Annotated in this window: 23 protein-coding genes; 5 read left to right on the top strand and 18 right to left on the bottom strand. The window is 66.2% G+C overall.

Annotation, left to right across the window (positions count from 1 at the left end):
* Position 1: 1 nt before the first annotated feature.
* From H9638_RS05765 to H9638_RS05755, 3 genes are read right to left on the bottom strand one after another with little or no spacing between them, the layout of a single operon-like run.
* Positions 2-820 carry a carbohydrate ABC transporter permease gene (locus tag H9638_RS05765; RefSeq protein WP_191746228.1) on the bottom strand — a complete coding sequence of 273 codons (819 nt, stop codon included), beginning with the start codon at positions 818-820 and terminating at the stop codon, positions 2-4.
* On the bottom strand, positions 821-1,774 hold the full coding sequence (locus H9638_RS05760) for a carbohydrate ABC transporter permease (RefSeq protein ID WP_191746227.1): 954 nt from the start codon (positions 1,772-1,774) through the stop codon (positions 821-823).
* Positions 1,775-1,785: 11 nt separating this feature from the next.
* Positions 1,786-3,093, bottom strand: a complete 1,308-nt coding sequence (locus H9638_RS05755) for an ABC transporter substrate-binding protein (protein ID WP_191746226.1) — start codon at positions 3,091-3,093, stop codon at positions 1,786-1,788.
* Positions 3,094-3,259: 166 nt separating this feature from the next.
* Here H9638_RS05755 and H9638_RS05750 point away from each other — a divergent pair, with 166 nt between their 5' ends.
* The gene (locus H9638_RS05750) at positions 3,260-4,288 is read left to right on the top strand and encodes a LacI family DNA-binding transcriptional regulator (RefSeq protein WP_191746225.1); all 1,029 of its coding nucleotides are present in this window, start codon (positions 3,260-3,262) and stop codon (positions 4,286-4,288) included.
* Positions 4,289-4,332: 44 nt separating this feature from the next.
* Here H9638_RS05750 and H9638_RS05745 read toward each other — a convergent pair whose 3' ends face one another.
* The gene (locus tag H9638_RS05745) at positions 4,333-5,619 is read right to left on the bottom strand and encodes a multidrug effflux MFS transporter (RefSeq protein ID WP_318241793.1); all 1,287 of its coding nucleotides are present in this window, start codon (positions 5,617-5,619) and stop codon (positions 4,333-4,335) included.
* A 291-nt stretch (positions 5,620-5,910) separates the two neighbouring features.
* Here H9638_RS05745 and H9638_RS05740 point away from each other — a divergent pair, with 291 nt between their 5' ends.
* Positions 5,911-6,834 (top strand): DUF5996 family protein, encoded by a 924-nt coding sequence (locus H9638_RS05740; protein ID WP_191746224.1) that lies wholly within the window; start codon positions 5,911-5,913, stop codon positions 6,832-6,834.
* Between the two features lie 102 nt (positions 6,835-6,936).
* Here H9638_RS05740 and H9638_RS05735 read toward each other — a convergent pair whose 3' ends face one another.
* The 4 genes from H9638_RS05735 to H9638_RS05720 are packed head-to-tail and all read right to left on the bottom strand — an operon-like array spanning position 6,937 to position 10,384.
* Complete coding sequence (locus H9638_RS05735) at positions 6,937-7,599, bottom strand: TetR/AcrR family transcriptional regulator (RefSeq protein ID WP_191746223.1); 663 nt, start codon at positions 7,597-7,599, stop codon at positions 6,937-6,939.
* 24 nt (positions 7,600-7,623) lie between these two features.
* Positions 7,624-8,733, bottom strand: coding sequence for an alcohol dehydrogenase catalytic domain-containing protein (locus H9638_RS05730; protein ID WP_191746222.1), 1,110 nt, complete (start codon positions 8,731-8,733; stop codon positions 7,624-7,626).
* Positions 8,730-10,217: a cytosine permease gene (locus H9638_RS05725; RefSeq protein ID WP_318241792.1), complete on the bottom strand. Its 1,488-nt coding sequence runs from the start codon at positions 10,215-10,217 to the stop codon at positions 8,730-8,732. Before H9638_RS05725 ends, H9638_RS05730 begins: the two co-directional genes overlap by 4 nt.
* Positions 10,214-10,384: a hypothetical protein gene (locus H9638_RS05720; RefSeq protein WP_191746221.1), complete on the bottom strand. Its 171-nt coding sequence runs from the start codon at positions 10,382-10,384 to the stop codon at positions 10,214-10,216. The genes H9638_RS05725 and H9638_RS05720 overlap by 4 nt, the downstream gene beginning before the upstream one ends.
* Positions 10,385-10,529: 145 nt before the next feature.
* Between H9638_RS05720 and H9638_RS05715 the strand changes: the two genes are divergently transcribed.
* Both H9638_RS05715 and H9638_RS05710 read left to right on the top strand, forming a co-directional pair.
* Positions 10,530-11,327: a nitrilase-related carbon-nitrogen hydrolase gene (locus tag H9638_RS05715; RefSeq protein WP_191746220.1), complete on the top strand. Its 798-nt coding sequence runs from the start codon at positions 10,530-10,532 to the stop codon at positions 11,325-11,327.
* A 360-nt stretch (positions 11,328-11,687) separates the two neighbouring features.
* Complete coding sequence (locus H9638_RS05710; RefSeq protein ID WP_191746219.1) at positions 11,688-12,143, top strand: DUF3817 domain-containing protein; 456 nt, start codon at positions 11,688-11,690, stop codon at positions 12,141-12,143.
* 162 nt (positions 12,144-12,305) lie between these two features.
* Here H9638_RS05710 and H9638_RS05705 read toward each other — a convergent pair whose 3' ends face one another.
* The 3 genes from H9638_RS05705 to H9638_RS05695 form a co-directional block, all read right to left on the bottom strand.
* Positions 12,306-13,160: an SDR family oxidoreductase gene (locus H9638_RS05705; protein ID WP_191746218.1), complete on the bottom strand. Its 855-nt coding sequence runs from the start codon at positions 13,158-13,160 to the stop codon at positions 12,306-12,308.
* A gap of 81 nt (positions 13,161-13,241) precedes the next feature.
* A complete protein-coding gene (locus tag H9638_RS05700) occupies positions 13,242-13,943 on the bottom strand; it encodes a type 1 glutamine amidotransferase domain-containing protein (RefSeq protein ID WP_191746217.1) in 702 nt (233 codons plus the stop codon).
* A gap of 57 nt (positions 13,944-14,000) precedes the next feature.
* Entirely contained in the window at positions 14,001-14,885 is an 885-nt protein-coding gene (locus tag H9638_RS05695) for an aldo/keto reductase (RefSeq protein ID WP_191746216.1), read from the bottom strand.
* A gap of 123 nt (positions 14,886-15,008) precedes the next feature.
* On the opposite strand from H9638_RS05695, the gene H9638_RS05690 reads away from it, so the two are divergent.
* On the top strand, positions 15,009-15,383 hold the full coding sequence (locus H9638_RS05690) for a VOC family protein (RefSeq protein WP_191746215.1): 375 nt from the start codon (positions 15,009-15,011) through the stop codon (positions 15,381-15,383).
* Between the two features lie 975 nt (positions 15,384-16,358).
* Here H9638_RS05690 and H9638_RS05685 read toward each other — a convergent pair.
* The 7 genes from H9638_RS05685 to H9638_RS05655 all read right to left on the bottom strand — a co-directional run bounded on the left by H9638_RS05685 (position 16,359) and on the right by H9638_RS05655 (position 24,712).
* Complete coding sequence (locus H9638_RS05685; RefSeq protein ID WP_225217105.1) at positions 16,359-17,126, bottom strand: glucosamine-6-phosphate deaminase; 768 nt, start codon at positions 17,124-17,126, stop codon at positions 16,359-16,361.
* A gap of 2 nt (positions 17,127-17,128) precedes the next feature.
* Complete coding sequence (locus H9638_RS05680) at positions 17,129-18,208, bottom strand: amidohydrolase family protein (RefSeq protein ID WP_225217014.1); 1,080 nt, start codon at positions 18,206-18,208, stop codon at positions 17,129-17,131.
* Between the two features lie 10 nt (positions 18,209-18,218).
* A complete protein-coding gene (locus H9638_RS05675; RefSeq protein WP_191746214.1) occupies positions 18,219-19,154 on the bottom strand; it encodes a carbohydrate kinase family protein in 936 nt (311 codons plus the stop codon).
* Positions 19,151-20,641 (bottom strand): lyase family protein, encoded by a 1,491-nt coding sequence (locus H9638_RS05670; protein WP_191746213.1) that lies wholly within the window; start codon positions 20,639-20,641, stop codon positions 19,151-19,153. The genes H9638_RS05675 and H9638_RS05670 overlap by 4 nt, the downstream gene beginning before the upstream one ends.
* A gap of 2 nt (positions 20,642-20,643) precedes the next feature.
* A complete protein-coding gene (locus H9638_RS05665; protein WP_318241790.1) occupies positions 20,644-22,470 on the bottom strand; it encodes an ABC transporter permease in 1,827 nt (608 codons plus the stop codon).
* Positions 22,467-23,564, bottom strand: coding sequence for an ABC transporter ATP-binding protein (locus tag H9638_RS05660; RefSeq protein ID WP_191746212.1), 1,098 nt, complete (start codon positions 23,562-23,564; stop codon positions 22,467-22,469). Before H9638_RS05660 ends, H9638_RS05665 begins: the two co-directional genes overlap by 4 nt.
* A gap of 77 nt (positions 23,565-23,641) precedes the next feature.
* Positions 23,642-24,712 carry an extracellular solute-binding protein gene (locus H9638_RS05655; protein ID WP_191746211.1) on the bottom strand — a complete coding sequence of 357 codons (1,071 nt, stop codon included), beginning with the start codon at positions 24,710-24,712 and terminating at the stop codon, positions 23,642-23,644.
* Positions 24,713-24,726: the final 14 nt, after the last annotated feature.

Raw genomic sequence — 24,726 nt, 5'->3', positions numbered from 1 at the left:
GTCACTTTCCGCCAGCGCCCATCAGGCCCTGGACTAGTGCGCGGCGCGCAAAGAGGTACACCAGCAGCACAGGAATCATGGAGAGCATCACGGCGGCGAGGATGCCGGGGACATTGATTCCGTACTGGGTCTGGAAGTTGAACAGGCCCAGGGTGATGACCCGGGTCGATTCGGACTGAGTCAGGATCAGCGGCAGCAGGAAGCCGTTCCAGCCCTGCAGCGCGGCGAAGACCGCAATGGTGGAAAGACCGGGTTTGGACAGCGGCAGCACCAGCCGGACAAACGTCCGCCAGGTCCCGGCCCCGTCCACAGCCATGGCCTCATACAGCTCCGGAGTGATATCCCGCATGGTGCCGGAGAGAATCAGGGTGCAGATGGGCAGCGCGAACGCTGCGGTGGGAAGAATGATGCCGAGCAGGGTGTCGTAGAGTCCCACCGTGTTGATCAGGTAGAACATCGGAACAATTACCGCCTGGACTGGAATCGCCAGCCCGAGCAGGAAAAACCGGAAGACCAGGGTGGTGGTGCGGGACTGGCTGCGCACAATGGCATAGGCCAGCGGCGGGACCACCAGCAGCACGATTCCCACCACCCCACCGGTCACTACGAGGGTGTTCAGGAAGTAGAGCCCGAAACCGCTCTGGAAGACCCCGGCGTAGTTCTCCAGCGTGAAGCTGGTGGGGAAGGACAGCGGTCCGCCGGCGCTGAAGCCGCTGCGGGTCTGCACACTGGCAGCGATCATCACGTACAGCGGCAGCGCAACAATCAGGAGCCAGACGACGGCGGCGGCACCGGCAATGTAGTTGGGGCGTGTACGCATCTAGACCCCTTCCATGGTGCTGCGCATCTTGTCGTACCCGGAGACCTTGACCATGATCAGCGAGATGGTGGTTGCCACCACCACGAGCACCAGGGCCACGGCGGCGCCAACACCGAAGTCGAACCGGCGGAAGGCCTGTTCATACATGTAGAAGGCGGTGATGGTGGTATCGGTGCCCGGCCCGCCGTTCGTGAGAATCAGGACTGTCTCGAAGGTGGTGAGCCCGCCGACCACCATCAGGATCACTGACGTGATGATGGAGTTGCGCAGCTGGGGCAGGGTAATGCTGAAGAAAGCCCGGACCCGTCCGGCGCCGTCGACTTCCGCCGCCTGGTAGAGCACCTGCGGGATGGCCCGCGCGGCACCCTGGTAGATCAGGGTATGGAACGGCGTGAACTGCCACATGCTCACGAAGATGATCACACCGACCGCGGTGGCCTGGTGCCCGAAGAGGTTGCCGTCGCCGAAGAGCCAGCGGAACTGGGACGGCACGCCGAAGTTGGGATCCAGCAGCGCCCGCCACAGTACCGAAATGGCGGCTGAGGAGAGCAGCAGCGGCACAAAGTAAATGGCGCTGAGCACCGCACGGTTGCGCTGAGGTCCGGCCGCCCAGACACCAAGCAGCATGCTCACCGGCGTCTGGGTGAGTACCCCCAGCACAATGAACAGCAGGCTCAGCCAGAGGCTCTTGAGCATCACCGGGTCACCGGCGAGCTCCTGCCAGTTCTCCATTCCCACGAACTTCGGTTCGCCGATGCCGCGCCAGCTCATGAAGGAGAGCACTACGACGGCGATCAGCGGGATCACGGCGAACAGCAGGAAGAACACCGTGGCTGGCAGGGTCCAGGCCAGGCCGGGGCGGGGTGTGCGTGCCGGGCGGCCGGCGCGCGCCGGACGGTCCTCAACGGATGCGTCCGGGTGCGCCGGCGGCCTGGGTGGAAGCAGGGCAGTCATCAGGAACGGTCCTAGAGTCCCTGCATGGCGGCGATAAAGCCGTCTTCGTCGATCCGTCCGCTGAAGAAATCGGACATTGCCCCGTGGATGGCAGGGGTGGCCGAGGGCGGGTACGCCTGATCCCAGGAGAGCTGGAAGGCCGGTGCCTGTTCCACCAGTCCGTACTGGAAGCGCGCGTAGTCAGGATCGGCGGACTGATCGAGGAACTGCTCGGTGTTGGTGGTGGTGGGCAGGTTGCCGATTGCCACCTGCTCCTGCACAAACTCATCCGAATACATCAGTTTCAGGAAGTCACGGACGGTTTCCGGGTACCGGGTGTTGGCCAGGACGGAGTAGAAGTTGTTCGTGTTGCCCACCAGGTTCTGCGGGTCGCCCTTGCCGCCGTCAATGGTGGGGAACTCGCTGTAGCCCAGCGCGGTCTCCACGAACTCCGGAGCAGCATCCTGATGGGTGGAATATGCCCAGGAACCCATCAGCTCAAATCCTGCCTGTCCGCTGGAGAGCAGCGAGGCAGAACCGCCGTCGGTGAACTTTACGGACTGGAAATTGGTTCCGAAGGCTCCGGAGTCCACCAGCTCACGCAGCATGCCCAGCGCTTCACGGCTTTCGGCAGAATCCCAGACCTTCTCGTCGCCGGCGAGGGCGCTCTCAAACAGCTCGGGTCCGGCCACCCGGTCGTAGACGTATTCAACCCACATCAGGGTGGGCCATTCGTCCGCTCCGCCCAGGGCGATCGGTGTGACGCCGGCTGCCTTGAGTTTCTCCACGGCCTCCAGCAGTTCGTCCCAGGTCTTCGGTGCGCCGTCTACGCCGGCTTTGGCCAGGACCTCTTCGTTGCTGAAGAGCATCACCGGCTGGGTGCCGCGCATCGGAATGCCGTACGCCTTGTCGTCGACCACCGCGGTGTCAAACACCGAGGGAAGGAACGCGTCCTTCAGCTGCGGGTCCTCCTCGATGAAGTCGTCCAGGGGCATCAGCAGACCGGCGTCCACGTAGTCCGTGATGGACCCTCCGCCCCAGTTGAAGAAGACATCCGGAGCGGAGTCCGTGTCGATGACGGTTTGCAGCTTCTGCTGGTAGTCGGCCCCGGGAATGGTGTCCAGGACAACCTTCACGTCCGAGGTTTCGTTGAACTTGTCCGCCATGGCCCGTTCGACATCATTGCCGGCATCGCCGTAGACGAGGACATGGACTTCATTCTCAGGCCGGTTCGCTGCGGAAGATTCCCCGCTGTTTGAACAGGCGGACAGTGACAGGCCCAGCGCCAAGACGCCGGCGGCTGCGGTAGCTGGTCTCAGCCAGCTGCGGTTGTTCTTCATTGAACTGCTCCTCACTGGAAGGTCTCCCGGGAAGCGCTGCTCCGAAAGTTTCGAAACAATTGCCGAAAGTTATGGAATGCCGCTAGCTTAGGATGCAGTGGTGTGATGCGCAACACTTTTCTGCTGCGGCTTCACTTCGAGGACTTTTCGTGCAGAGGAGATACCCATGGCACAGACGCCGGCGGCTGGACGGGTCACGCTCGCGGAACTGGCGGCGGAGGCGGATGTTTCTCTGTCGACCATTTCGAAAGTTTTGAACGGCAGGTCGGACGTTTCCCGAAAAACCCGGGCAAAAGTTGAGGCGCTGCTGGATGGTCATGGCTATCAGCGCCGGTCGGGCCGGAGCAGCAGGTCTGCGCTGCTTGAGCTGGTGTTTCATGAGCTGGAGAGTGCCTGGGCGCTGGAGATTATCCGGGGCGTGGAGAATGTGGCCCGCGAACACGGCTTGAGCGTTGTCCTGACCGAGAGCGGAACCCGCCACGCTCCGGGCCCCGAATGGGTGGAGGGGGTCATCGCCCGGCGGCCGGCCGGCGTCGTGCTGGTTTTCGCTGACCTGGAACAGGAATCCCGGCGGCTGCTGGAATCCCGCGGGATACCGTTCACGATCATCGACCCGGCGGGCGATCCTGCTCCGGATGTGCCGTCAGTGGGCTCCGCGAACTGGGCCGGAGGCATGATGGCCACCCGCCACCTGGTGGAGCTGGGGCACCGGCGGATCGCGGCGATCACCGGGCCGGAGGACCTGATGTGTTCCCTGGCGCGGATTGATGGTTACCGGTCCGCCCTGAACTCTGCCGGCCTGCCGTTTGACCCGGCGCTGGTCCGGTACGGCAACTTCCATGTGGACGGCGGGCGGGACCATGCACTGGAGCTGCTCGCACAGCCGGACCGTCCCACGGCGTTGTTTGCCGGCAGCGACCTGCAGGCGCTGGGGGCGCTTGACGCGGCCCGGCAGCTGGGTATCAGTGTGCCCGGCGAGCTGTCGATTGTCGGCTACGACGATCTGCCGGTGGCGCGCTGGTCCTCACCGGCCCTGACCACCGTGCACCAGCCGCTCATCGAGATGGCCGAGGAAGCAACGCGGATGGTTCTGATGCTGCGGGACGGTGAACAGCCCAAGAACACGCGGCTGGACCTCTCCACGACGCTGGTTGTCCGGCAGAGCACCGCCGCGCCGCCGCCGGCAGCAGCTTAGGCCCGGTCAGCAGCTGGAGGCTGGACGCCGGAGCCTGCCCGGCCCTAGGCCTGTTCGGCCGCGGCGTTGCTGCCCTGCCCGGTCTCGAGCCGCCGGCCGCGCTGACCGCCGCGGCGGTAGGCCGGCGTCGTTGCCAGGACCAGGACCATAACCACGGCACAGCCAATGATCACGCCGGCCATGGACAGGGCACTGCCGCCGAAGACACCGACCAGCGGACTGATCAGGCCCGCCAGGCCAACCTGCAGACAGCCCAGCAGGGCGGCCGCAGTTCCGGCCATCCGGCCGTAGCCATCCAAGGCCAGCGAGGTGGCGTTGGCGAAGATGAAGCCCTGCATGCCCAGGACGAGCCACAGGCTGGCCACCAGGCCGAAGATGCCGCCGGCTCCGGTAATGATGATGACCGGCAGCGCCAGTGCGAGCACCAGGAGGATCGGGGCGGCGATGCGCAGGATGCCCGACGACGACGCGCGGCTCAGCAGCGAGGCATTGACCTGGGAGGAAATCACCATGGCGACTCCGTTGACCGCGAAGATCAGCGCAAACTGGCCCGGGGTCAGGCCGTATTCCTCCTGCATCACAAACGGCGAGCCCACCACGTAACTCATGATGATGCCCATGGCCAGGCCCGGAATCACTGCGTAGGCCAGGAACCGGCGGTCGCGCAGCAGGATCCGGTAGCCGCCCGGTTCACCGGTTTTCGGGCTGCCCTTCCGGGCGCGGCTGAGGCGCCGTTCCGGGGGAAGTGTTTCCGGCATCCAGCGCCAGACGATGACGACGAGGATCACGCCGATCAGGGCCAGCGAGTAGAACACGGCCCGCCAGGCCCAGATGCCGGCCACAGCCTGACCCAGGGTTGGAGCCAGCAGCGGTGCCAGGCCAATCATCAGCATGAGCCTGGAGAGCAGCTTGGCCGCATCGGAACCGGTGAACCGGTCGCGGATCACGGCAATCGCCACGACTGAGGCGGCAGCGTTAAAGAAGCCCTGCAGCACCCGCAGACCGATCAGCAGGCCGATGTTGGGCGCAATCGCGCACAGCAGGGACGTCACAACGTGCATGGAAATGCCGATGAGCAGCGGCAGTCTGCGTCCGAACCGGTCCGAGAGCGGGCCGATGACCAGCTGGCCCACGGCGGTCCCGAGCAGGGTGCCGGAGAGCGTGAACTGGGCCGCCGTCGTCGTCGTTGCCAGGTCGGAAGCGACCTCCGGCAGCGCCGGAAGGTACATGTCCGTGGTGACGGCGGGCAGCGCAGCAAGCGCGCCGAGCATCAGGATGTACTTCAGGCTCCGGGAACGGGAGGTGGCTCGCTTCGGGGAAGAACTGGTCACCGGGGAAGGCTCCTAGGGAGGGGTTGGGGCGCACGGGGGCCTCAGCGCTCGAACTGCAGCCTGGGCCCGGGCAGGACTGTCTCAGCTGCCCGGAGGATCAGCTGTAAGTATAGGTACCCGGACGGCGGCTTGTCCCGGTGATGTTGCCCACCTTCGGTCGGCTGCCATGGCGGGGAGGACGTTGACCGGTGCAGGCGCCCGACCCACACTTGAGGGACGGTTCCTTTCCGCTCGTGCACGTTTCCCCGCAGCAGCCACTTCCCCAGCAGCCACTCATCAGAGGCGGTATCCATGGAAAAACGGATTCTGGACTACACCGAATGGCAGGACACCGCTGACACCCTGCACCTTTTCCTGCAGATGGCGGGCAAAGTGAAGATTGAGCGCAGCGAGAAGCGGCCCGGCTGGGGGCATATCCGGATGCCGCTGAGTATCGACGGCATCGGCACCGGGATCATCCCCGGCAACGGGGGCAGCTTCGAAATCTATTTCAACCTGCGCCAGCATCATGTGGACGTGCAGAACACCAACGGCAGGAAATCCCGGATTCCCGTTGAGGACGGCCTCAGTGTGGCGGATTTTTATGCCCAGCTGATGGGAGCGCTGGAATACATCGGCGAGCCCACCCGGATCAACACCACACCTCAGGAGTTCCACGTCCAGACACCATTTGAACAGGACACCAGGCACCATTCCTGGGACCGCCAGGCTGTGGCGGTTTACCTGGATAACCTGCACTTCGCCTACCGCAGCCTGACCCGTTTCCTGGCCCCGTTCCGCGGCAAGGTGTTCACCCCGCAGTACTGGTTCGGCACCATGGACCTCTCCGGGACCGTCTTCGCCGGCCAGGCTGCGCCCTACGGCGGAACGGACCAGATTGGGGTGAACTGTTTCGACGAGAAGTTCGTGGAATACGGGTTCTGGCCAGGGGACGTGAACATGACCAAGCCGGCGTTCTACGGTATGCCGTACCCCTTTATGGCCGCCATCGACAGCTATGCGACCATGCTGAAGCCGGAGGCCGCCGTGTTTCAGCCGCAGCTGAACGAGTTCATTCTGACCCTGGAAGACGCCTTCGCCGCACCGGACCCGGAGCAGGCTATCGTCGAGATGTGCCGGAGCAGCTTCGAGATCGTCCAGCGCATCGACCGGTGGGCTGACCTGGACTGGATCACGGAGCCGATGACCTATCCTGCGGTTCCGTCGTCGGGCTAGCCGGGCGGGGAGGCATCCGCCAGCGCACTCAAAGCGCAGATATGGCGGGTTGCACGGCGGCCAGGTCGCCAAAGCTGCACATTGGATTCTCCGGCGGGAGCTCTAAGCGGGCTCCTCCGCAACACCCGCACCAGCAGCCCCAATATTCCCGCGCGGCAGCGCAGCCAGGTACGCCAGGGCCGCGGAAAGGCCGGCCTCGAAGGCTGCATCCGACCGGGAAGCCAATGCATCGCCACAGCCGTCCAGCGACCGGTGCAGCACCGGCTGGGTGTCAGGCGCAGTGCGCCAGGCAACAGCGGGTCCAGCCGTGTCCACGGAGGAACCGAGGCACAGGACGTCCAGCAGGGAGATGCCAAGGACCACCTGCGCATCGTCGAACCTGGCGCCCGCGAGCACCGAGGCCAGCCGTTCGTAGACCTCCAGCGTGGGGGCGTCGGTGACCTCCTCGCCCACCAGCAGGGGAACGGCCTTGGCGTGTTCGCTCAGCACCCGGCGGTAGTTCCGGGTCCACGCCGCTGCCTGCTCCTCCCATGGAGCGGGGGAGGGCGGGAAATCCGGGGCTGCCAGAGCCTGGGCGCCGATGATGGAGCGCATGCCGTTGATGATCTGCGGCCGCCCCTGCACGTGGTGGTAGAGCGAGGAAGGGCTAACGCCCAGGCGGTGGGCGAGCTGGGGGATGGTGAAGTCCCCCAGCTCGTCGACCAGGTCCAGGGCAGCGCCGTGGATTTTCTCCGAGGAGAGCAGCGGGGTGCGGGGCCTGGCCATGTCTCTCCTCCGGGTTGCCGGTATCTAGTCGAACACGATGACGCTGCGGGCACGCTCTCCGCGGCGCATGGCGTCGAACGCCTCATTGACGTCGTCCAGAGTAATCCTGTCAGAGATCAGCTTGTCCACGGGAAGCTTCCCGGCCAGGTACAGCTCGGCCAGGCGCGGGAAATCCCGGCCCGGCACGGTGGAACCGTAGTTCGAACCAATCAGGGATTTGCCGGATTCAGCCAGCGCCAGCGCATCAATGGCTACCGGAGCGTCCTGCGGGGGCAGGCCCACCAGCACGGCCTTGCCGCCGGCGGTGATCAGCCCGGGAAGGGATTCGATGGTCTCCACCCGGCCGATTGCCTCGAAGGCGAAGTCCGCGCCGGTGCCGGTGATCTCCTGGATTCGGGCAGCGAGATCCTCGCCCGGGTGCAGCGTGTGGGTGGCACCGAAGCCGCGCGCGGCGGCGAGTTTCTCTTCGCTCAGGTCCACGGCGATGATCGGGTTCGCGCCCACCAGGTTCAGCGCCATGATGATGGACAGGCCCACACCTCCGGTACCCACCACGACGGCGGACTGGCCCGCCTGGACACCGGCGTCGTTCACTACCGAGCCATAGCCCGTGGCGATGGAACAGCCGATCAGGCTGGCGACGTCGAACGGTACCTCCGCGGGAACCTTGATCGCGGCGGATTCGGGCACCACGGTGTATTCGCTCATCGAGCCGACGGAGAGGTACGGGAACAGCTGCACGCCGTCCTCGCTCAGTGCGGTGCTGCCGTCCGGGAGCAGGCATTCCTCGGAGCGGCTGCCGGTGCAGACGAAGGAGCGGCCGGAAAGGCAGGCGGTGCAGCGCCGGCACGGGTAGAACCAGGACAGGATCACGTGGTCGCCCACGGCAACGTCCTGGACGCCTTCGCCGATGGCTTCCACGGTGCCGGCACCTTCATGGCCCATCACGGTGGGGGAGGGAAGCTGCCAGTCGCCGTCGAGCACGTGGCGGTCGGAGCCGCAGACCCCGGAGGCACCCAGGCGCACCAGGACCGTGCCCGGGCCGGGCGGGGCAACCTCGATGGTGCGGATGTCCAGGCCCGTGGAGGTGCCGTCGTGGATGGCGGCGCGGGCGGTGCGGGGTGCGGGGTTCATGCTGGATCCTTTACTGCGGTTTGTGCTGCGGTGGTGGCTGTGGAGGCAGATGCCTCCGGAACGTCCCGGAAACCGCCCAGGTTGCGCCACTTGTAGGCCAGCGACGCGAGCAGGTAGTAGACGGCGCCGGCGAGCAGCGCTGCCGGCAGGGACGCGGTGGTGTAGCTGAAGACCGGGAGGGTTTCCAGCGTGACCGGGTTGTAGATGCTGAGGTAGAAGGCGGCACCGACTGCGACGGCTGCCAGGCCCGCCCAGTTCACCCCGCCGGAGAAGTGGTAGCGGCTCGCGGCGCCGGGTTTGAAGATATCCGGCAGGTTGAGGTGCTGCCGGCGCAGGATGAAGTAGTCCGCAATGATCGCCCCGCACATGGCGGACAGGAACGCGCCGCTGATGGTCACGAACACCATGAACTGGTCGTACATAAAGCCGGGGAAGAACGCCAGGATGGCCGGCAGGACAAAGAAAGCGGCGCAGAGCAGCGGCCACGGGGCTTTGGCCAGCAGGTTGCCGCTGGCCTGGCGGAGCGCCAGCACGGTCGAATAAACGATCGAGGAGGTGCTGGTGATGTTAGCGAACGCGATGAACAGCAGGATTGCCGCCCCCAGGATGGGCCCGCCGAAGGGCAGCATCCACACGGTGGGATCCGAGTCGCCGAGAGTCAGGGCCGCGCCCATGCCCACAACCTGGGCAATGATCGTGGCAACGAACAGGCCGCCGAACGCCGGCCACAGGGCGGCCTTGGGCGACTTGGTCAGCCGGGCCAGGGAGCCCATGACCGGGTACCAGGAAACCCCCACCCCGGCGTTGAACTCCACGGCCAGCATAAAGTTCAGCCGGTCGTCCTCGAAGGGGGCCAGCGGTGAGGCGGTCAGCAGTGCGTCCCAGGAGGTGTTCAGGATCAGGAAGACCATCAGGCCCGCCGTGATGACCACCAGGCCGGGGGCGATGAACTTGTTGAACCGGCCGATCATGACCGGACCGCGGGAGAGAATCCACCAGGCGGCGGCGATCGCCAGCAGCGCCACCACGGTGACCATCACCGACTCCGGGCCGAAGTCGGTGCCGAACGCTTCGTTGGAGACCTGCGTGACCGCGCGGCCGACCATGATCGACAGCAGCGAGGACCAGCCCATCTCGGTCACCAGAATGACGGTGAACACCAGAATGCCCACGCCAACCAGACCGAACACCGGCCGCAGCATGGTGTACTGCTCACCGCCGTGGCGCTGGCTCGACACCACGGAGGCCAGCACCATAAAGGACAGGCCGATCGCGTTGCCGATGACCATCGCCGCCAGGCCCTGCTGGAAACCAACCAGCAGGGCCGTGGATCCGCCGACCAGGAACGCCCATGTGGCAATGGCCAGGGACACGTTCACCCAGGTGAACTCGGCACCGCTCCAGATGCGCTCGCCCTTGAGGAGGGGGAAAGACCCAAGGGAGGCGCTGCGGTCGGAGGTTTCCGCTGTGCGTTTGCCGCTCACAGCGACATCACCAGCAGTCCAATAAGGCAGAGCACGACGGCGGTGCCCACGTATGCGGCCAGTTCACGGCCGGTCAGTGCCCGCCGGGACGGGTCCTGGTGTTCGTCTTCAGCTATCTGCCGCAGGCGGTCGGCCAGCTCGTCACCGCGCGTCGTTGCCGGGTCCACACATCTCCTCAGATCTCAGAAACCGCTAACCGAATGACATTCGGTTTGAGCATCATGCTTATGCCTATGATGGAAAGAGTCAACGGTTTTTGTGATTGTGACCACCACATGACGTGGCGGCGGATCAGCCCGGCAGGAGCGCAAAATGGTTCGGATAGCAGTGCTGCAGGCAGGCGCGGAGTTGAATGACCCGGATGCGAACCTGGCGCTTCTCCGGCGCTTTACGCTGCAGGCGGCCGACGCCGGCGCGCACCTGATTTTGACGCCGGAACTGTTCGCCACCGGCTACGCCCCGGCACGGGTCCGCCATTCCGACGGCGCCGCAATCCGGGCGGAGCTGGCGCGGACCGCGCACGGGGCAGGAATCGGCGTCGTCGCTTCGACAGTGGAGGACGACGGCGGCACCGGGTACATTTGTGCCTCACTGTTCGATGGTTCGGGCGCCGAACTGCTGCGCTACCGCAAGGCCCACCTGTTCGGGGACGAGGAACGCGGGTCCTTTTCCCCGGGCGATGGTGTGCCGCAGGTGGCGGAGTTCCAGGGCCTGCGGATTGCGCTGGGAATCTGTTACGACATCGAGTTTCCGGAATATGCCCGCTCCGCCGCCCGGGCCGGCGCGGACCTGCTCTGCATTCCCACCGCGGTGCCGGCTACCGGCGACGTCGGTGGCCCGCAGCCGCTGCTCACCTACAACGCGGAGCGGATCTCCACCCTGCTGGTGCCGGCCCGCGCGCTGGAGAACGGCGTCTACATTGCCTACGCCAACCACACCGCGCCGGACTTCACCGGGGCCAGCGTGATCGCCTCGCCGTACGGCACCCTGCTGGCCGAGGCCGGTGCGGGGGAGGCACTCCTGTACGCAGATATCGAGCCGGACGAAGTGCGGCGGGCGCGGAAGATCAACACCTACGAACACGACGCCCGGCCGGGGCTCTACCGGTAGTTCCGGGGGGAGATCCGGGGGCCGCTCTCCCGGGTTCGGGATCAGGGCCGGTGGAGCCCGGCGTAAGAAGGCTGGCAGGCGTGGCGACAGCTTCTGGGCCCGGTCTTAAAATCCCGGCGGGTCGGGACACAGTTTCCCTCCGTTTGGGAAACCCGCCGCTGCCGGGATTCCCAGCCTTCGTGACGGGTGGGGCCGGTGGGGTCCCAGAAGTGTACTTTCGTCCCAGAGAGTGGGAAGCGCGGGTGGTCCAGTCCGGAGACGCGCATGCCGACTCCCGCTCAGCCGAAAGCCCGAGTTGAGCACCCCCGGGCCATGCTGACATACTGTTGGCAAACCCCCTAGGGAAGGTTACCCACCCCCATGCAACCCCGTACCCTGTTCCGTGCCCTGGCCTTCGCGGAGGCCGTGACCTGGACCCTGCTGATCGCAGCGATGGTGATGAAGTATGGCTTCGGGCAGGATGCCCTGATGGGACCGGCCGGCGGCACGCACGGCTTCATCTTCCTCTCCTACGCGGCCAGCACCGTGTTTGTTGGCGTCAACCAAAAGTGGAAGTTCGGCACCATCGTGCTGGGGCTCGTCACCGCCGTCATCCCCTACGCCACCATCCCGTTCGAGAAGTCCATGGACAAGCAGGGCAAGCTCGACGGCGGGTGGCGGCTGGCTCCCGGCGGCGACCAGCCTTCCGGTTTTGTGGAGCAGGTGCAGGCCTTCATTCTCCGCCGCCCGGTGGTCTCCGTGGTGGGTGTGCTCATCGCGATTGTTGGCGTGTTCTCCGTGCTGCTCTACCTGGGTCCGCCGGTCGACTTCAGCTAGTTCGCCGAGAGCCAGGGCCGGATCCCTGGGGTTTGGGACATTCCCGCCAGGTTGGGACTTTCCTGCGCGGCGCCGCGGCAGGGAAGTCCCAAACCGGCAGGGAAGTCCCAAAGCGGAGGAACTCTGGGCCTCACGGCCCACCCGAAGATGGGGCCGCCCGGCCTACGCGTGCCGGACGCCGTCGCCGGCCAGCACGGCGCGGTATCCCTCACGGAACGTGGGGTAGCTGAATTCAAAGCCCGTGCCATGCAGCCGGGCGTTGGAAAGCCGCCGGTTTCCGCCGCGGCTGGCGCGGCGCTGCCCCTGGTCCGCGGGCGCAGGGCCCAGTGGAACGCCCAGCTCTCCGGCCAGGAAATCGAGCACTTCCGCCAGTTCCACGGGCTCGTCATCCACGCCAAGGTACAGCGGCTCCGGATCGGCAACCGCCGTTGTCAGGTGCACGATCGCCGCGGCGGCGTCATCACGGTGAATCCGGTTGGTCAGCTGCCCGGGCCCAGGGCTGGAAATCCCGCCCTGCACCTGGTCGATCAGCCGGGTCCGGCCCGGACCGTAAATCCCGGCAAGCCGGAGCACGATCGCGTCCGGCCGCCGCGAGTGCAGCAGCTCCTCCGCCTCACGGATCACCGCCCCGGTCACCGATGCGGGAGCCGTGGGGGAGTCCTCGTCCAGCCAGCCGCCGCCGGCATCCCCGTACACCGCGGTCGAGGAGACGAACAGGATGCGCCGCGGCCGCACGCCGTCACGCTCCAATGCGTCCAGCACGTTCGCTGTGCCGTCCACATACGCCGCCCGGTAGGCCGCTTCGGTGCGTTCGCCCGCGGCCACAGCGATGACGACGACGTCGGTGTCCCCGGGAATGCGGGGCAGCTCACCGCGCAGGTCCGCGGCCTGGGCCTGGAGGGGCGCGGGAATCTTCTCCGGGGAACGGCGCCAGCCCAGCACGGAAAAACCGGCCGCGGCGAACCGCAGGCCGGCTTCCGTACCGAGGTCGCCGCAGCCGGCAATCAGGACAGTCATGATCCCAGTCTGCCAGCCTGCCGCGGTCCGCACTTAGGCGGATGACGCCGTGCGCAGGATCCGGCAGCGGCGGGCTGGCCGCTAACCCTGAAGCGAGGCTGCGACCTGCCGGGCGACGTCCACACTGGACTGCGGGTTCTGGCCGGTGATGAGGTTGCCGTCCGTGACCACGAAGCTCTCCCAATCGGGCCCGGCTTCGACGATGGCGCCCTTGTCCCGCAGCGCATCGGCCACGAACCAGGGGGTGTTTTCGCCGGTGCCGCCGCCGAGTTCCTCCGAATTGGTGAACACGGTCAGCCGGCGCCCGGAGAACGCGAACCCGGCGTCCGGCGTTTCAGCGCTCAGCAGCGCGGCCGGTCCGTGGCAGAACGGTGCGATCACCAGGCCGGCGTCGTTGGCCGCAATGAGGATCCGGCCCATGTCCCAGTCCGTTGCCAGGTCCGCCATGGGGCCGTGCCCGCCCGGGATCACGACGGCGTCGTACTCCAGCGGGACCACATCGGCCAGTGACATCGGCGTATCCAGTTCCGGACGCAGCTCTTCCAGGTAGGCCCGCAGCCGTTCGGCCTTTTCTTCGCCGCCGGCCTGCTCCGGTGCCAGGCTGACCTGGTCAACCGTAGGTGCCTTGGCTCCGGGGGTGGCGAAGGTGATCCGGTGCCCGGCTTCGAGCAGGGTGCGGTGGGCTTCCACCAGTTCCTCGGCCCAGAAGCCGGTGGGGTGTTCGGAGCCGTCCTTCATGGTCAGGGAATCGGCGGCGGAAACAATCATCAGGATGTTGTTCATGGGTAATCCTCTCTGGGGATCAGTGGTGGAGGTCTACGCGGATGCCGGGCAGCGATCCTAACCGGCGGCGGCGTCGATCTCCGCGAACGTGGCAGCATCAAGGACCAGGTCCGCGGCGCCGAGGTTCTCCTCCAAATGGGTAACGGAACCTGTGCCGGGAATCGGCATCATCACCGGGGAGCGCCGCAGCAGCCATGCCAGGGCCACCTGGGACGTGGTGGCGCCGAGCTTCTTCGCGGCGGCGTCGAGGACACCACCGGGCTGGGCCAGTTCACCGGCGGAAATCGGTGCCCACGGGATGAAGCCGATGCCGTTGGCCGTCGCGTAGTCCAGGACGTCCTCGGAGGAGCGGTCGGTGAGGTTGTAGCGGTTCTGCACTGTGGAAACGGTGAAGTACTTTTCCGCCGTCTTCAGCTGTTCCACGCTGACCTGGGACAGGCCCAGGGCCTTGACCATGCCTTCCTGCTGGAGGTCCCGCAGCACCCCGAACTGTTCCTCGGCGTCGACCGTGGGATCAATGCGGTGCAGCTGGAACAGGTCCAGTGAATCCACCTTGAGTTTGCGCAGGCTCAGCTCAGCCTGCTGGCGGAGGTACTCGGGACGGCCCAAGGGAGTCCACTCGTCCGGTCCGGTGCGCACAAAGCCGGCCTTCGTGGCGATCCGCACGCCGTCGGGGTAGGGATAGAGGGCTTCGGCAATGATCTCTTCGCTGATGTTCGGGCCATACGAATCAGCAGTGTCAATGAAATCAACGCCCAGTTCGACGGCGCGGCGAACCACCTCGACGGCGGTGCCGCGGCTTTCCGGTTCGCCCCACACACCGGGGCCGACAATGCGCATGGCCCCGAAACCGAGCCTGCGGACGGTTCCGAGGTCCTTGAGATGGAGGGTGGCGGGCAGGGGCTGGTCGGTCAGTTCGGCTGGTTCAGTCTGCTCAGTCATACTCGGCGCAACCAAATGATCAGCAGGCTTATTCCTAATCTGCTCCGCCAATCCCTGCTTTGCGGACCAAACCTGACCGCCGGACCCTTGGTGCGCGCCGCAGCCAAGCCTACGATCGCTGGCATGGACTGGAAAATCGAACTTGTACCCGTGCCGGTGTCCGACGTAGACGCCGCCAAGAACTTCTATGTGAACCAGGTGGGCTTCGCTGACGACTTTGACCAGCGGGTGAATGAGGACCTGCGCTTCGTCCAGCTGACGCCGCCGGGGTCCGCCTGCTCCGTGGTGATCGGGGAGGGCACCACAGACATGGTTCCGGGCAGCCAGCGCATCCAGATCGTGGTGCCCAGCGCGGCTGAGGCCCGTCAGCACCTGCTGAATGCGGGGGTGGAAACCAGTGAGGTCACGCCGCTGGACTGGGGTACGTTCGTGTACTTCAGCGATCCGGACGGCAATCAGTGGTCGCTGCAGGAGCTGCCTGCGGTGACCGAGGGTTAATTCTGGCGGTTCGTCTGCTCGAAGTTTTGCTGAGCCATAGATCGTCGGGTCCCGGCGGGATGATCACAGGCGACCCAGCATGAATGGGCTATTCGGGCTCGCCAACCTAATGCAGACCAAAGCGAGTCGGCTAACGTTCTTGGATGCGCCCGGCCCACTCGCACTCACAGATTCGTGCGGTGGAAAATCGGTGAGATCCCGTGCCGGTGTACGAAGTCGATGCCGCCAAACCCGTCAACGCGAATCGCGCAAGGTTCGCCGGTGAGGGCCGAAAACAGCATTGAGTTGGGTAAGGGCAATTGGCGCAGCAGCTCTGACGTACTCAGTATCGAGATCACTTATGCCCCGGAATGCCTCTGAGCCTCGGTGTCAGTAGAAGCACCTTGCTCATGTACGAAGAAGACACGTTATAAACGAGTAGATTCGGATCCACGCAACTGCTCAGTCAATGGACGGAAACCGCCCTGGGACCTGGCGTAGGCTGCAATCCTGGCGCCCACTTTGTCCAGATGCCACATCACCTGAATATACGCATTCTGCCCTCGGGCTCCGGAACGCTGCTGTGGCCGGGCCAAACCTTGATCCAATGCCGCTGGGGTGGGCTGTTGGCCCTGCCGAAGTCCCATCTGAGCAAGGCAACGGCCCGTATCTTTCGAAGCCCACCCAAATTGCTCCCCCAAAGCGGTCTGACTCACCCAAACATCCGGATCCAACAGTTCATCACTGTCCAACGATTCATAGGTCACAACGGTTATCTTGCCTTGGCTCCGGGACGAATAGCTTGATCCCCACGCCGGGAAATCAAGTTGTTTCCGATGTTGAAGTGATGCCGTCATGACAGACGGGGCTACCCCCGAAGGCCCGGGTGCGCTTGTTGTTCCTGGAAGCCTTGTGTGTTTACGAGTGCAGGCTGGTGGCGACGCTCGTCACTGCCGGACTGCAATCAATGGTCGCCGCAGGAGCTGCCGGCGGTCGCTAAGGAATGGGGACCAAAGTCGAACGGCTAAGCAGGTCCGGGGACAGTCCGGCGCCAGCGCCGTCGGCCAGCAGGATGGTCACGTCGGGATGCAGCTGGAGGATAGAGGCCGGAACCTGTTCGGTGACCGGTCCCTGCAGTGCCGCAGCTAATGCATCCGCTTTGGCTTCTCCGCTGGCCAGCAGCACCAGCGAACGCGCCGCACGGATGGTGCCCAAACCCTGGGTCAGCGCATGGGTGGGAACTTCATCCAGGGAGGCGAAGAACCGGGCGTTGGCTTGGCGGGTGCTCTCTTCGAGCCGGACCACCCGGGTGCGGGAGTCCAGGGCAGAGCCGGGTTCGTTGAAGGCCAGGTGTCCGTTGTTCCCGATCCCCAGAATCTGCACATCGACGCCGCCGGCGGCTGCTATCGCGGCCTCATAGCCGGCGGCAGCACGCTCCGGATCCGCGGCCGAGCCATCCGGGACAGCCACGTGCCCGGCGTCGAGCGCCAAAGGCTCAACGATCTCGCGGCGGACCACTTCGGCGTAGCTTTCCGAATGTCCGGGCGGCAGGCCCAGATACTCGTCCAGGGCGAAGGCGCGCAGCGGCGGCAGCTCATTCCGCCGCCGTGCCAGTGCCCGGTACAGGGACAGGGGAGAGGAACCGGTGGCCACGCCCAAGACGGGACGGGTCCCCGGCGAGTGCGCATTCCGAAGCCGGGCCAGCACGGCGTCGGCGGCTGCCTCGCCCAATTCGTTCAGGTTGGCAGCCAGATGAATCCGCAGGGTCACGCCGTTCTCTCCTTCTCCAGAATGCCGTTCTTGCGGGCACCGTCGTCCAGGATATCCAGTGCGCGGGCCAGGTCCGGATCGGCCGGGCTCCAGCAGGTAATATCCAGCAGCGCGGCCGCGTTGGCGCCGAAGATTTTCTGCACGTCCACGGGCGGCATTCCCATTTCCCAGCAGATCCGCAGCTGGTCCGCCAGATACCGCCGGGCGTAGCCGCGGGGGAACCAGGAGGAATCCGTGCCGAAAATGATCCGCTCCGGACCATGGGTTTCGTAGAACCGCCGGAAGACGTCTTCCAAGGTCAGCTTCTGCGCCATGAAGCGCACCCACTGGTTGGAGCCGGAGGTGTCCACCAGAACGTTTGGGCAGGCCCACATCAGGAACAACACCTGCTGGACGTGCTGGATTCCGAAGTGGGGAATCACAAAGGTCACATCGGGATGCCGCTTGGCCACCGTTTCCAGCCAGGCCGGCTCGATCATGGCATTGTGCGCAATTCCGCCGGCAGATCCGCAGTGCCCGAAATGGATGAGGACGGGTACCCGGTGTTTGGCGGCAACCCGCCACACCGGATCGGCCCCCGGATCATCGATGCGGGCGGACATCAGCGGAGCGAACAGCTTCAGCCCGCGCAGGCCCTGCTCCGTGACCGCCCGGTCAAAGTCCTCGGCAGCCCCGGGTGCAAAGGGGTCAGTCATGGCGGCCAGGCCCAGGAAACGCCCCTGGCCGCGCGCCGTCAGCCGGCCCATCGCGGCGTCGCCGCCCGCCGTCACGAAAGCAGCGTACTCAACGTGGTGGTGGTCCAGCTCCTCCAGCCACCGGTCTGCCTCCGCTTCCCAGCCCTGGTCCGCCTCCAGCGGTTCCGGATCGGCGAAGTCCCAGCTGCGCCGCCACGCGGCGGACATTCCGGCGACCTTGGCGGCCCGCCGGGCTGCTGCCGGGGTAGCTGCTTCACAGGCGAACTGCCCTCCGGACAGGGCGCGGGTGAGCGGATCCTGCGGCATCCGGAAATGCAGGTGGAAATCGACGATGGAGATGCCCTGGACAACGGGGCGGTCCCCGATCCTGGAAACGTGCATGGCTACCTTCCTAAAGCGGCAAAACTTCGGCCAGCTGCACCGCGGAACGGTGTTCCGGCGCGGTGGCAACGAGTTCGGTGGCATAGCGGACGGCGGTCCCGAGTGCCTCGGCGGGGCCGGTACCCCGGGTAAGGCAGGTCAGGAACGCGGCGTTGAAGCCGTCCCCGGCTCCGGTGCTGTCCACGGGCACCACCGGCTGGGCGGGTGCATGGCTCCATTCCCCGCTGGGCAGGGCGAGCCCGGCGCCGTCCGCCCCGAGCTTCGCCACCACCAGGGTGCCAGTGGCGGCGGCGAGTTCCAGGGCCGCTGCCCTGGGGTCCTCGACGCCCGTCAGCCCGGTGAGCTCGTCTGAGTTGGGCAGGAACACATCCACGCTGCTCAGCACCCCGCGGACCTCGGCCTGGACTTCAGCGGTCCAGCCCTCGGTGGGCCAGCCGGTGTCCAGGACAGTCAGCGCTCCGGCCGCACGGGCCCGGGTGAACAGGCCTGCCAATCCGGGACCGCGGAGCCTGGGCAGCAGGAAATAACCGGCGAGCACCACGCAGCGGGCTGCCACGGCCTCCGCCGGCACATCCGCGGCGTCGAGCGCCGACATGGCACCGAGGGAGGAGATGAACGCCCGGTCCCGTCCCGGAGCCTCGACGGCGACCGTCACGCCACTGGGCAGCTCCGGATCCGTGATGAGCACCGGCTTCAGATGCGGCAGATCCAGCTCGGAACGGACCAGGGCGGTGGAGGCATCATTGCCGACCCGGCTGATCAGCGTGGTCGGCTGGCCAAGCCCGGCGCACCGCAGAGCGAGGTTTCCGGCGGAGCCGCCCAGCCGGATGCGGATGTCCGGAACCAGCGCTTCCGTGCCGGGTTCCGGCAGGGAGGTGACGCCGGAAACCATGATGTCCAGGTTGGTATTGCCAACGACCGTCAGGTCCTCCCGGACTGCGCTCACGCCGCGTCCGCCAGCTGCCGGGCACGGTCCAGCAGAAGCGCCCGCGCGGAATCCAGCCCCGTGCGCAGCTCCGTGAACCGGGCGGCGAGCTCCTGGGCGGCCGCCAGTGCGCCGTCGGCCGTCACCGTGACGGCCTTAATCCCCGGGCTGCCTGCCTGCGTACGGTCCAGCACCCGTTCCGGCTCGCGGCCGGCAGCGAGCGTCAGCCCGGCCAGCTCGGCGCGGATCCCGGCGGCGGCCAGCGCCTCCAGAACCTGCTCCCGGGTCCAGGCGGTCGGATCAGCGGTCTTGAACAGGCGTCCGACGACGTCGTGGGCTCCGCGCCACGGCACGCCGGCTACCGCGAGGGCCTCCGCGACCGACGTCGTGGTGGCACCGGAGCGGACGATCTCCGCCATCTCCGGCAGCCGCTGGACCTCGAACTCGGTGAGCAGGCCGTCCAGCATCCGCACAAACCGCACCACCCGGTCTCCGGCACGCCACAGGTGTTTCTGCACATCGGTGGTCGCGTTGTTGGAGTCTTCGTACCAGGCGGAGTTGATGTTGGCGAAGGTGGCGGACATGTCCGCAGCGGCCGCACCGGCCATGGAGACCATGTGCTCCAGCACCACCGGGTTCTTCTTCTGCGGCATGATCGAGGAGCCCTGGGTGTAGGCGTCCGGGGTGCGGACCCAGCCGAACGTCATCCATTCCAGCAGGACCCGGGAAAACCGGGCACCGGTGGCGCAGATCCGGGCCTGCGCCGCAGCCAGGCGCATAAAGTGCTCGGCGCCGGCAACGGCTTCGTAGCTGGAGGTGAAGGCGGAGTCGAAGCCGAGCAGCTCGCGCAGCGTCTCCGGGTTGATCGGCACATCCGTGCCCGCGAACGCCGCGGACCCCAGCGGGGAGACATTCAGTTCCGCGTAGATGTCCAGGAGCTCGCGTCCCTGGCTGAGCAGCGCCTCGGAGAGGCCGCCGAGGACGTGGCCGATGGTGGTGGGCTGGGCGGGCCGCCGGTGGGTGAAACCGATGATCAGCTTGTCGGCGTGCTCCTTGGCCAGGGCAGCGGCGTCGGCTGCCGCCTGGACCACCAGGTCGGCCTGGTCCAGCAGCTGGCGCCGGAGCACCATCCGGAACGCACCGGCGTCGAGGTCGTTGCGGCTGCGGGCCAGCTGGACATCCAGCTCGGAGGTGGAAATGCCGCAGGCAGCGGCCAGCTGCTGCTCCATGAAGTAGTAGGGGTCTTCCACGGAACCGTCGAAGACGTACTCCTGTTTTCCGTCGCTGATCCGCTCCCAGAGGGCGAGCAGTCCTTGTTCCAGGCGGGTGGAACGTTCGCGCGGGAGGATGCCTTCGTCGTCGAGCATCCAGACATGGGCCAGGGACGCTTCCACCATGGGCGGATAGATGAAGGACGCGGCTTCTTCGAAGGCGGCCCGGAGATGGTTGTCCCAGTAGACGGAGAGCTCGGGCCGGTCCTGAAGGGCGGGGCGGGGATTGGGGGTCATGACTATTTCACCGGCTTCAAATCGGGGTTCACGGAATCGGGTGCGGGGCTGGGAAGCGGCAGCGGGTTTGCCGCCGCAGGGATCGGGCCCACCAGCGGGGTTTCCACGGTGGGACGACGGCGGCGGCGCAGCATCGCGGCAATCCCGCCGCTGCGGGGGTTCTCCAGGCGCTGGGAAATAATCAGCACGATCAGGATGAGCCCCATCTGCAGGGTGCCGTAGGCCGCGGCGGTGCCGAACTCGTTGGAATAGATCCGGTTGTAGATTTCCACGGAGAGCGGCGCGAACCGGGCGGGGTATACGACCACCGAGGCCACGTACTCGCCGAAGCCCTGAATGAACGCCATCAGGGCGCCGGCCAGGATGCCGCGGTACATCAGCGGTACGGTCACGGTGCGCAGCACGCGCCACGGTCCGGCACCCAGGTTCCGGGCCGCTTCCTCGACGGACGGGTCAATCTGCGCCAGGGCCGCGTTGGCCGAGCGGAAGACCAGCGGCAGGAACCGCACGAAGTAGGCCACGGGGAGGATCCACAGCGAGCCGATCAGCACTTGTCCCAGGTTGAACGGCGTGGGGCTGGCGAACGCAGTGACCAGGTTGACTCCCACCACGGTGCCGGGCAGGGCCCACGGAATCATCACCATGACGTCCAGCAGTCCCTTGCCGGGGCCTTTCCACCGGGTCACGACCCAGGACGCCAGCACGCCGACGACGGTGCAGGCAATCATGGCGATGAAAGCCATCTGGGAGCTGACCAGGATCGGCCGCAGGGTGGACGGGTCGGTGAAGATGCGGGAGAAGTTCCCCAGAGTGTACTGGTTGGGGAGGATCTGCACGGTCCAGGAGCCGTCCACGGTGAAGGCCAGCAGCACGATCACGGCGGCCGGTGCCATGAGGATCAGCACCAGGAGGGTGGAACCGAGGCCGGCGCCGAGCCGGGGGAGCGTGCCGTGGATGACCTTGACGGCCTGCGGGGTGCCCTTCGAGGCGCTTCGGTGCACACGCCGGTTCTGGTACCACCGCATGGCGAGCAGGAAGAGGATGGAGACGATGGACAGGACCGTGGACTGGGCTGCCGCCAGCTCGTACGCGCCGGAGGTCCGGGAAGCAACAATCTGCATGGTCAGAGTCTGTACGTTGTAGAACTGCGGTGCGGTAAAGGACGCCATGGACACCATGAACGTCAGCAGCGCACCGGAGACCAGGGCCGGAGTCAGCATGGGCAGCAGCACGGTCCGCCACATGGTGAACCGGCTGGCACCGAGGTTCAGGGCTGCTTCTTCCATGGACGCGTCGGAACCGGCGAGTCCGGAGGAGACGGCCAGGTAGAAGTACGGATACATGGTCATGGTGTGGACCAGCAGCACGCCGATGACTCCGTTGGCGGATACCGCTCCGGGATCCGCTCCGAAGTACTGCGCCAGGAACCGGGGAACGATGCCGCTTTCGGCGTAGAGGAAGTAGAAGGACACCGCGCCGATCAGTGGCGGCAGGGCCATGGGCAGCATGGCGAAGAGCCGCAGCACGTTCCGGCCGGGAAAGTCGAAGCGGGTCAGCAGCACGGCCAGGGCGGTGCCGATGACGCCGGTGGTGACCACCGAGATGATGGAGATGCCGACGGACAGGCCCAGGGCCCGGCCGGAGTTCCCGCCGAAGAAGCCGCTGTAGTTGTCCATTCCGCCGTCCACGCTGGTGCGTGCCGTGGCGAACATCGGAATGACGATGTACATCAGCAGGACCAGGACCAGTGGAATGGCCAGCCAGTAGATGAACCGGTCGGAGGACGTGGTTCCGCTGCGCATCCGCAGCCTCTGCGCGAGGCCGGTCACGGTGCCACCAGCCAGACCCGGTCCGGGTGGGGTGCCAGGACCACCGGGTCGCCGGGGGAGACCCGGTCCTCGGAATCCGGAACCGAAACCACAAGGTTGTTGCCGTTCCAGTCCACTTCATAAACATTGACTGCGCCGGTGAACTCCGCGGTGCGGACGGTTCCTTTCAGCTCGCCCGTACCGGTGCCGGCGCCGGCGGAACCGGCGTCCCGGAGTACGGCAAAGGACTCCGGCCGCAGGCTGACCGCTGCGGTGTCCCCGCGGGAAACATCGGCGGAGGGAGTGCCCGGAACGCGGGGTGCGCGAAGGACTGTTCCATCCTCCAGCTGCACCTGGACGCTGTCGCCGCCGGCCTCCAGGATGGTGCAGGCCAGGACATTGGATCGGCCGATGAAGCGGGCCACGAAGGAGGTGGCAGGACGGTGGTAGACCTCCCGCGGCGGTGCGACCTGATGCAGCCGCCCCGATTCGAGGATGGCTACCCTGTCGCTCATGGCCATGGCCTCGGCCTGGTCGTGGGTGACGTAGATGCTGGTGATACCCGCGGCCTCCTGGGTGCCGCGGATTTCCGCGCGGGTTTCCTCGCGGAGTTTGGCATCCAGGTTGGACAGCGGTTCATCGAGCAGCAGCACCGAGGGCTGGATGACCAGGGCGCGGGCCAGGGCCACGCGCTGCTGCTGGCCGCCGGAGAGCATATCGATCCGGCGGTCCGCGTACCTCTCCAGGCCAACCTGTTCCAGGGCCCGGTCCACCCGCTTGGTTTTTTCGGCGCGGGAGGTGCGCCGGACGGAGAGCCCGTAGCCGACGTTGGCGCGCACGCTCATGTGCGGGAACAGGGCATAGTTCTGGAACACCATGCCGGTGTCCCGGCGGTTCGGGGCCGTGTTCGTGACGTCCTTGTCGTTGAACAGGATGCGCCCCCGGGTGGGCTGGATGAAACCGGCCACCATGCGCAGAGTCGTGGATTTACCGCATCCGGACGGACCCAGGAGAGTGAAGAACTCGCCGTCTTCAATGGTGAGGTCCAGGTCCGCGACCGACGGGGCTGCGCCCGGATAGCGCTTTTCGATTGATTCGAGAAGGACTCGTGTCATGGCAGCTCTTTCGCAGAGTAGGGGTAGAAAGATGGAGCGGGGCGGACGGCCGAAGCCGCCCGCCCCGGGGAGGCTGGTTAGCCCTTGCCCTTGATGTTTTCGGCCCAGTAGCCGATCCACTCGGTTTCGTTCTCACCGATGCGCTCCCAGTCGACCTTCATCTCCACGAGGTTGAGCTCTGCCAGCCAGGCGGGCTGCTCGGTCATCGCGATGGAGGGGATCTGGTAATACGTCTCGGACAGTTCCTTCTGGGTGTCTTCGCTCAGGAGGAACTCAAGGAACGCGTCGGCGGCGTCGGAGGACGGGCCGTTCTTGATCTTGGCTACGCCGTCAACCAGCATCGGAGCACCGGATTCCGGGACCACCGGTGTGTACGGGGCGTTCTGGTTGTCGATCTGCAGCATGACGTCCTGCAGGTTCCAGGCGCTGGCGGCCGCCTCCTGGCGGGTCACACGCAGGTACAGATCAGTCGGGTTGGCGGCGTAGACCTTGGTGTTGGCGTCCAGCTGCCGCAGCCAGTCGTAGCCGACCTCCGGGGAGCCCGCCTCGTCATACTTGCGGTCGATCATGGCCGAGTAGATGCTGCGCATGGTGCCGGAGGCCTCGACGTCGCGGATGGCGATCTGGTCCGCCATCTCCGGGGCGATCAGATCGTCCCAGTCCTTCGGGGCCTGCTCGGCGGTGAGCATGTCGTGGTTGTAGAAGATGACCTCGGCCAGCTGCATTTCGCCGACCCAGAGTCCGGCGGGGTCACGCAGATCCTCTGGAACGGCGTCGACGACGGCGTCGGGTGCCGGTGCCAGGACATCGTCTCCCGCGGCCTGCTTCATCTGCTGGCCGGTGCCGCCCCACCAGATGTCGCCCTGCGGGTTGGCTTTCTCGGCGCGGATGCGTTCGAGTGCTTCCTGCGCGCCGAGGGTCAGGATTTCGACCTTGCCGGCGTACTCCGGGTTCGCTGCCTCGAAGTCGGCGACGACTGCTTCGGCGAGTCCCTTGTCACGGGCGGTGTAGATGGTGAGGGTGCCGCCCTCGGAACCCTCGGCGCCCGACGACGCTTCGTCCAGGCCACAGGACGAGAGCGCAAGCGCCAGGGCGAGGCCGCCGGCAACGGTGACGAGCGGGCCGCGGATTTTGCGGTTCAGAGCCATGTACTTCTCCTTGG

The organism is Arthrobacter pullicola (assembly GCF_014836875.1).
Lineage (GTDB): Bacteria > Actinomycetota > Actinomycetes > Actinomycetales > Micrococcaceae > Arthrobacter_B > Arthrobacter_B pullicola.
The sequence above is the reverse complement of the archived record's forward strand: the minus strand, read 5'-3'. Positions and strand labels throughout refer to the sequence as shown.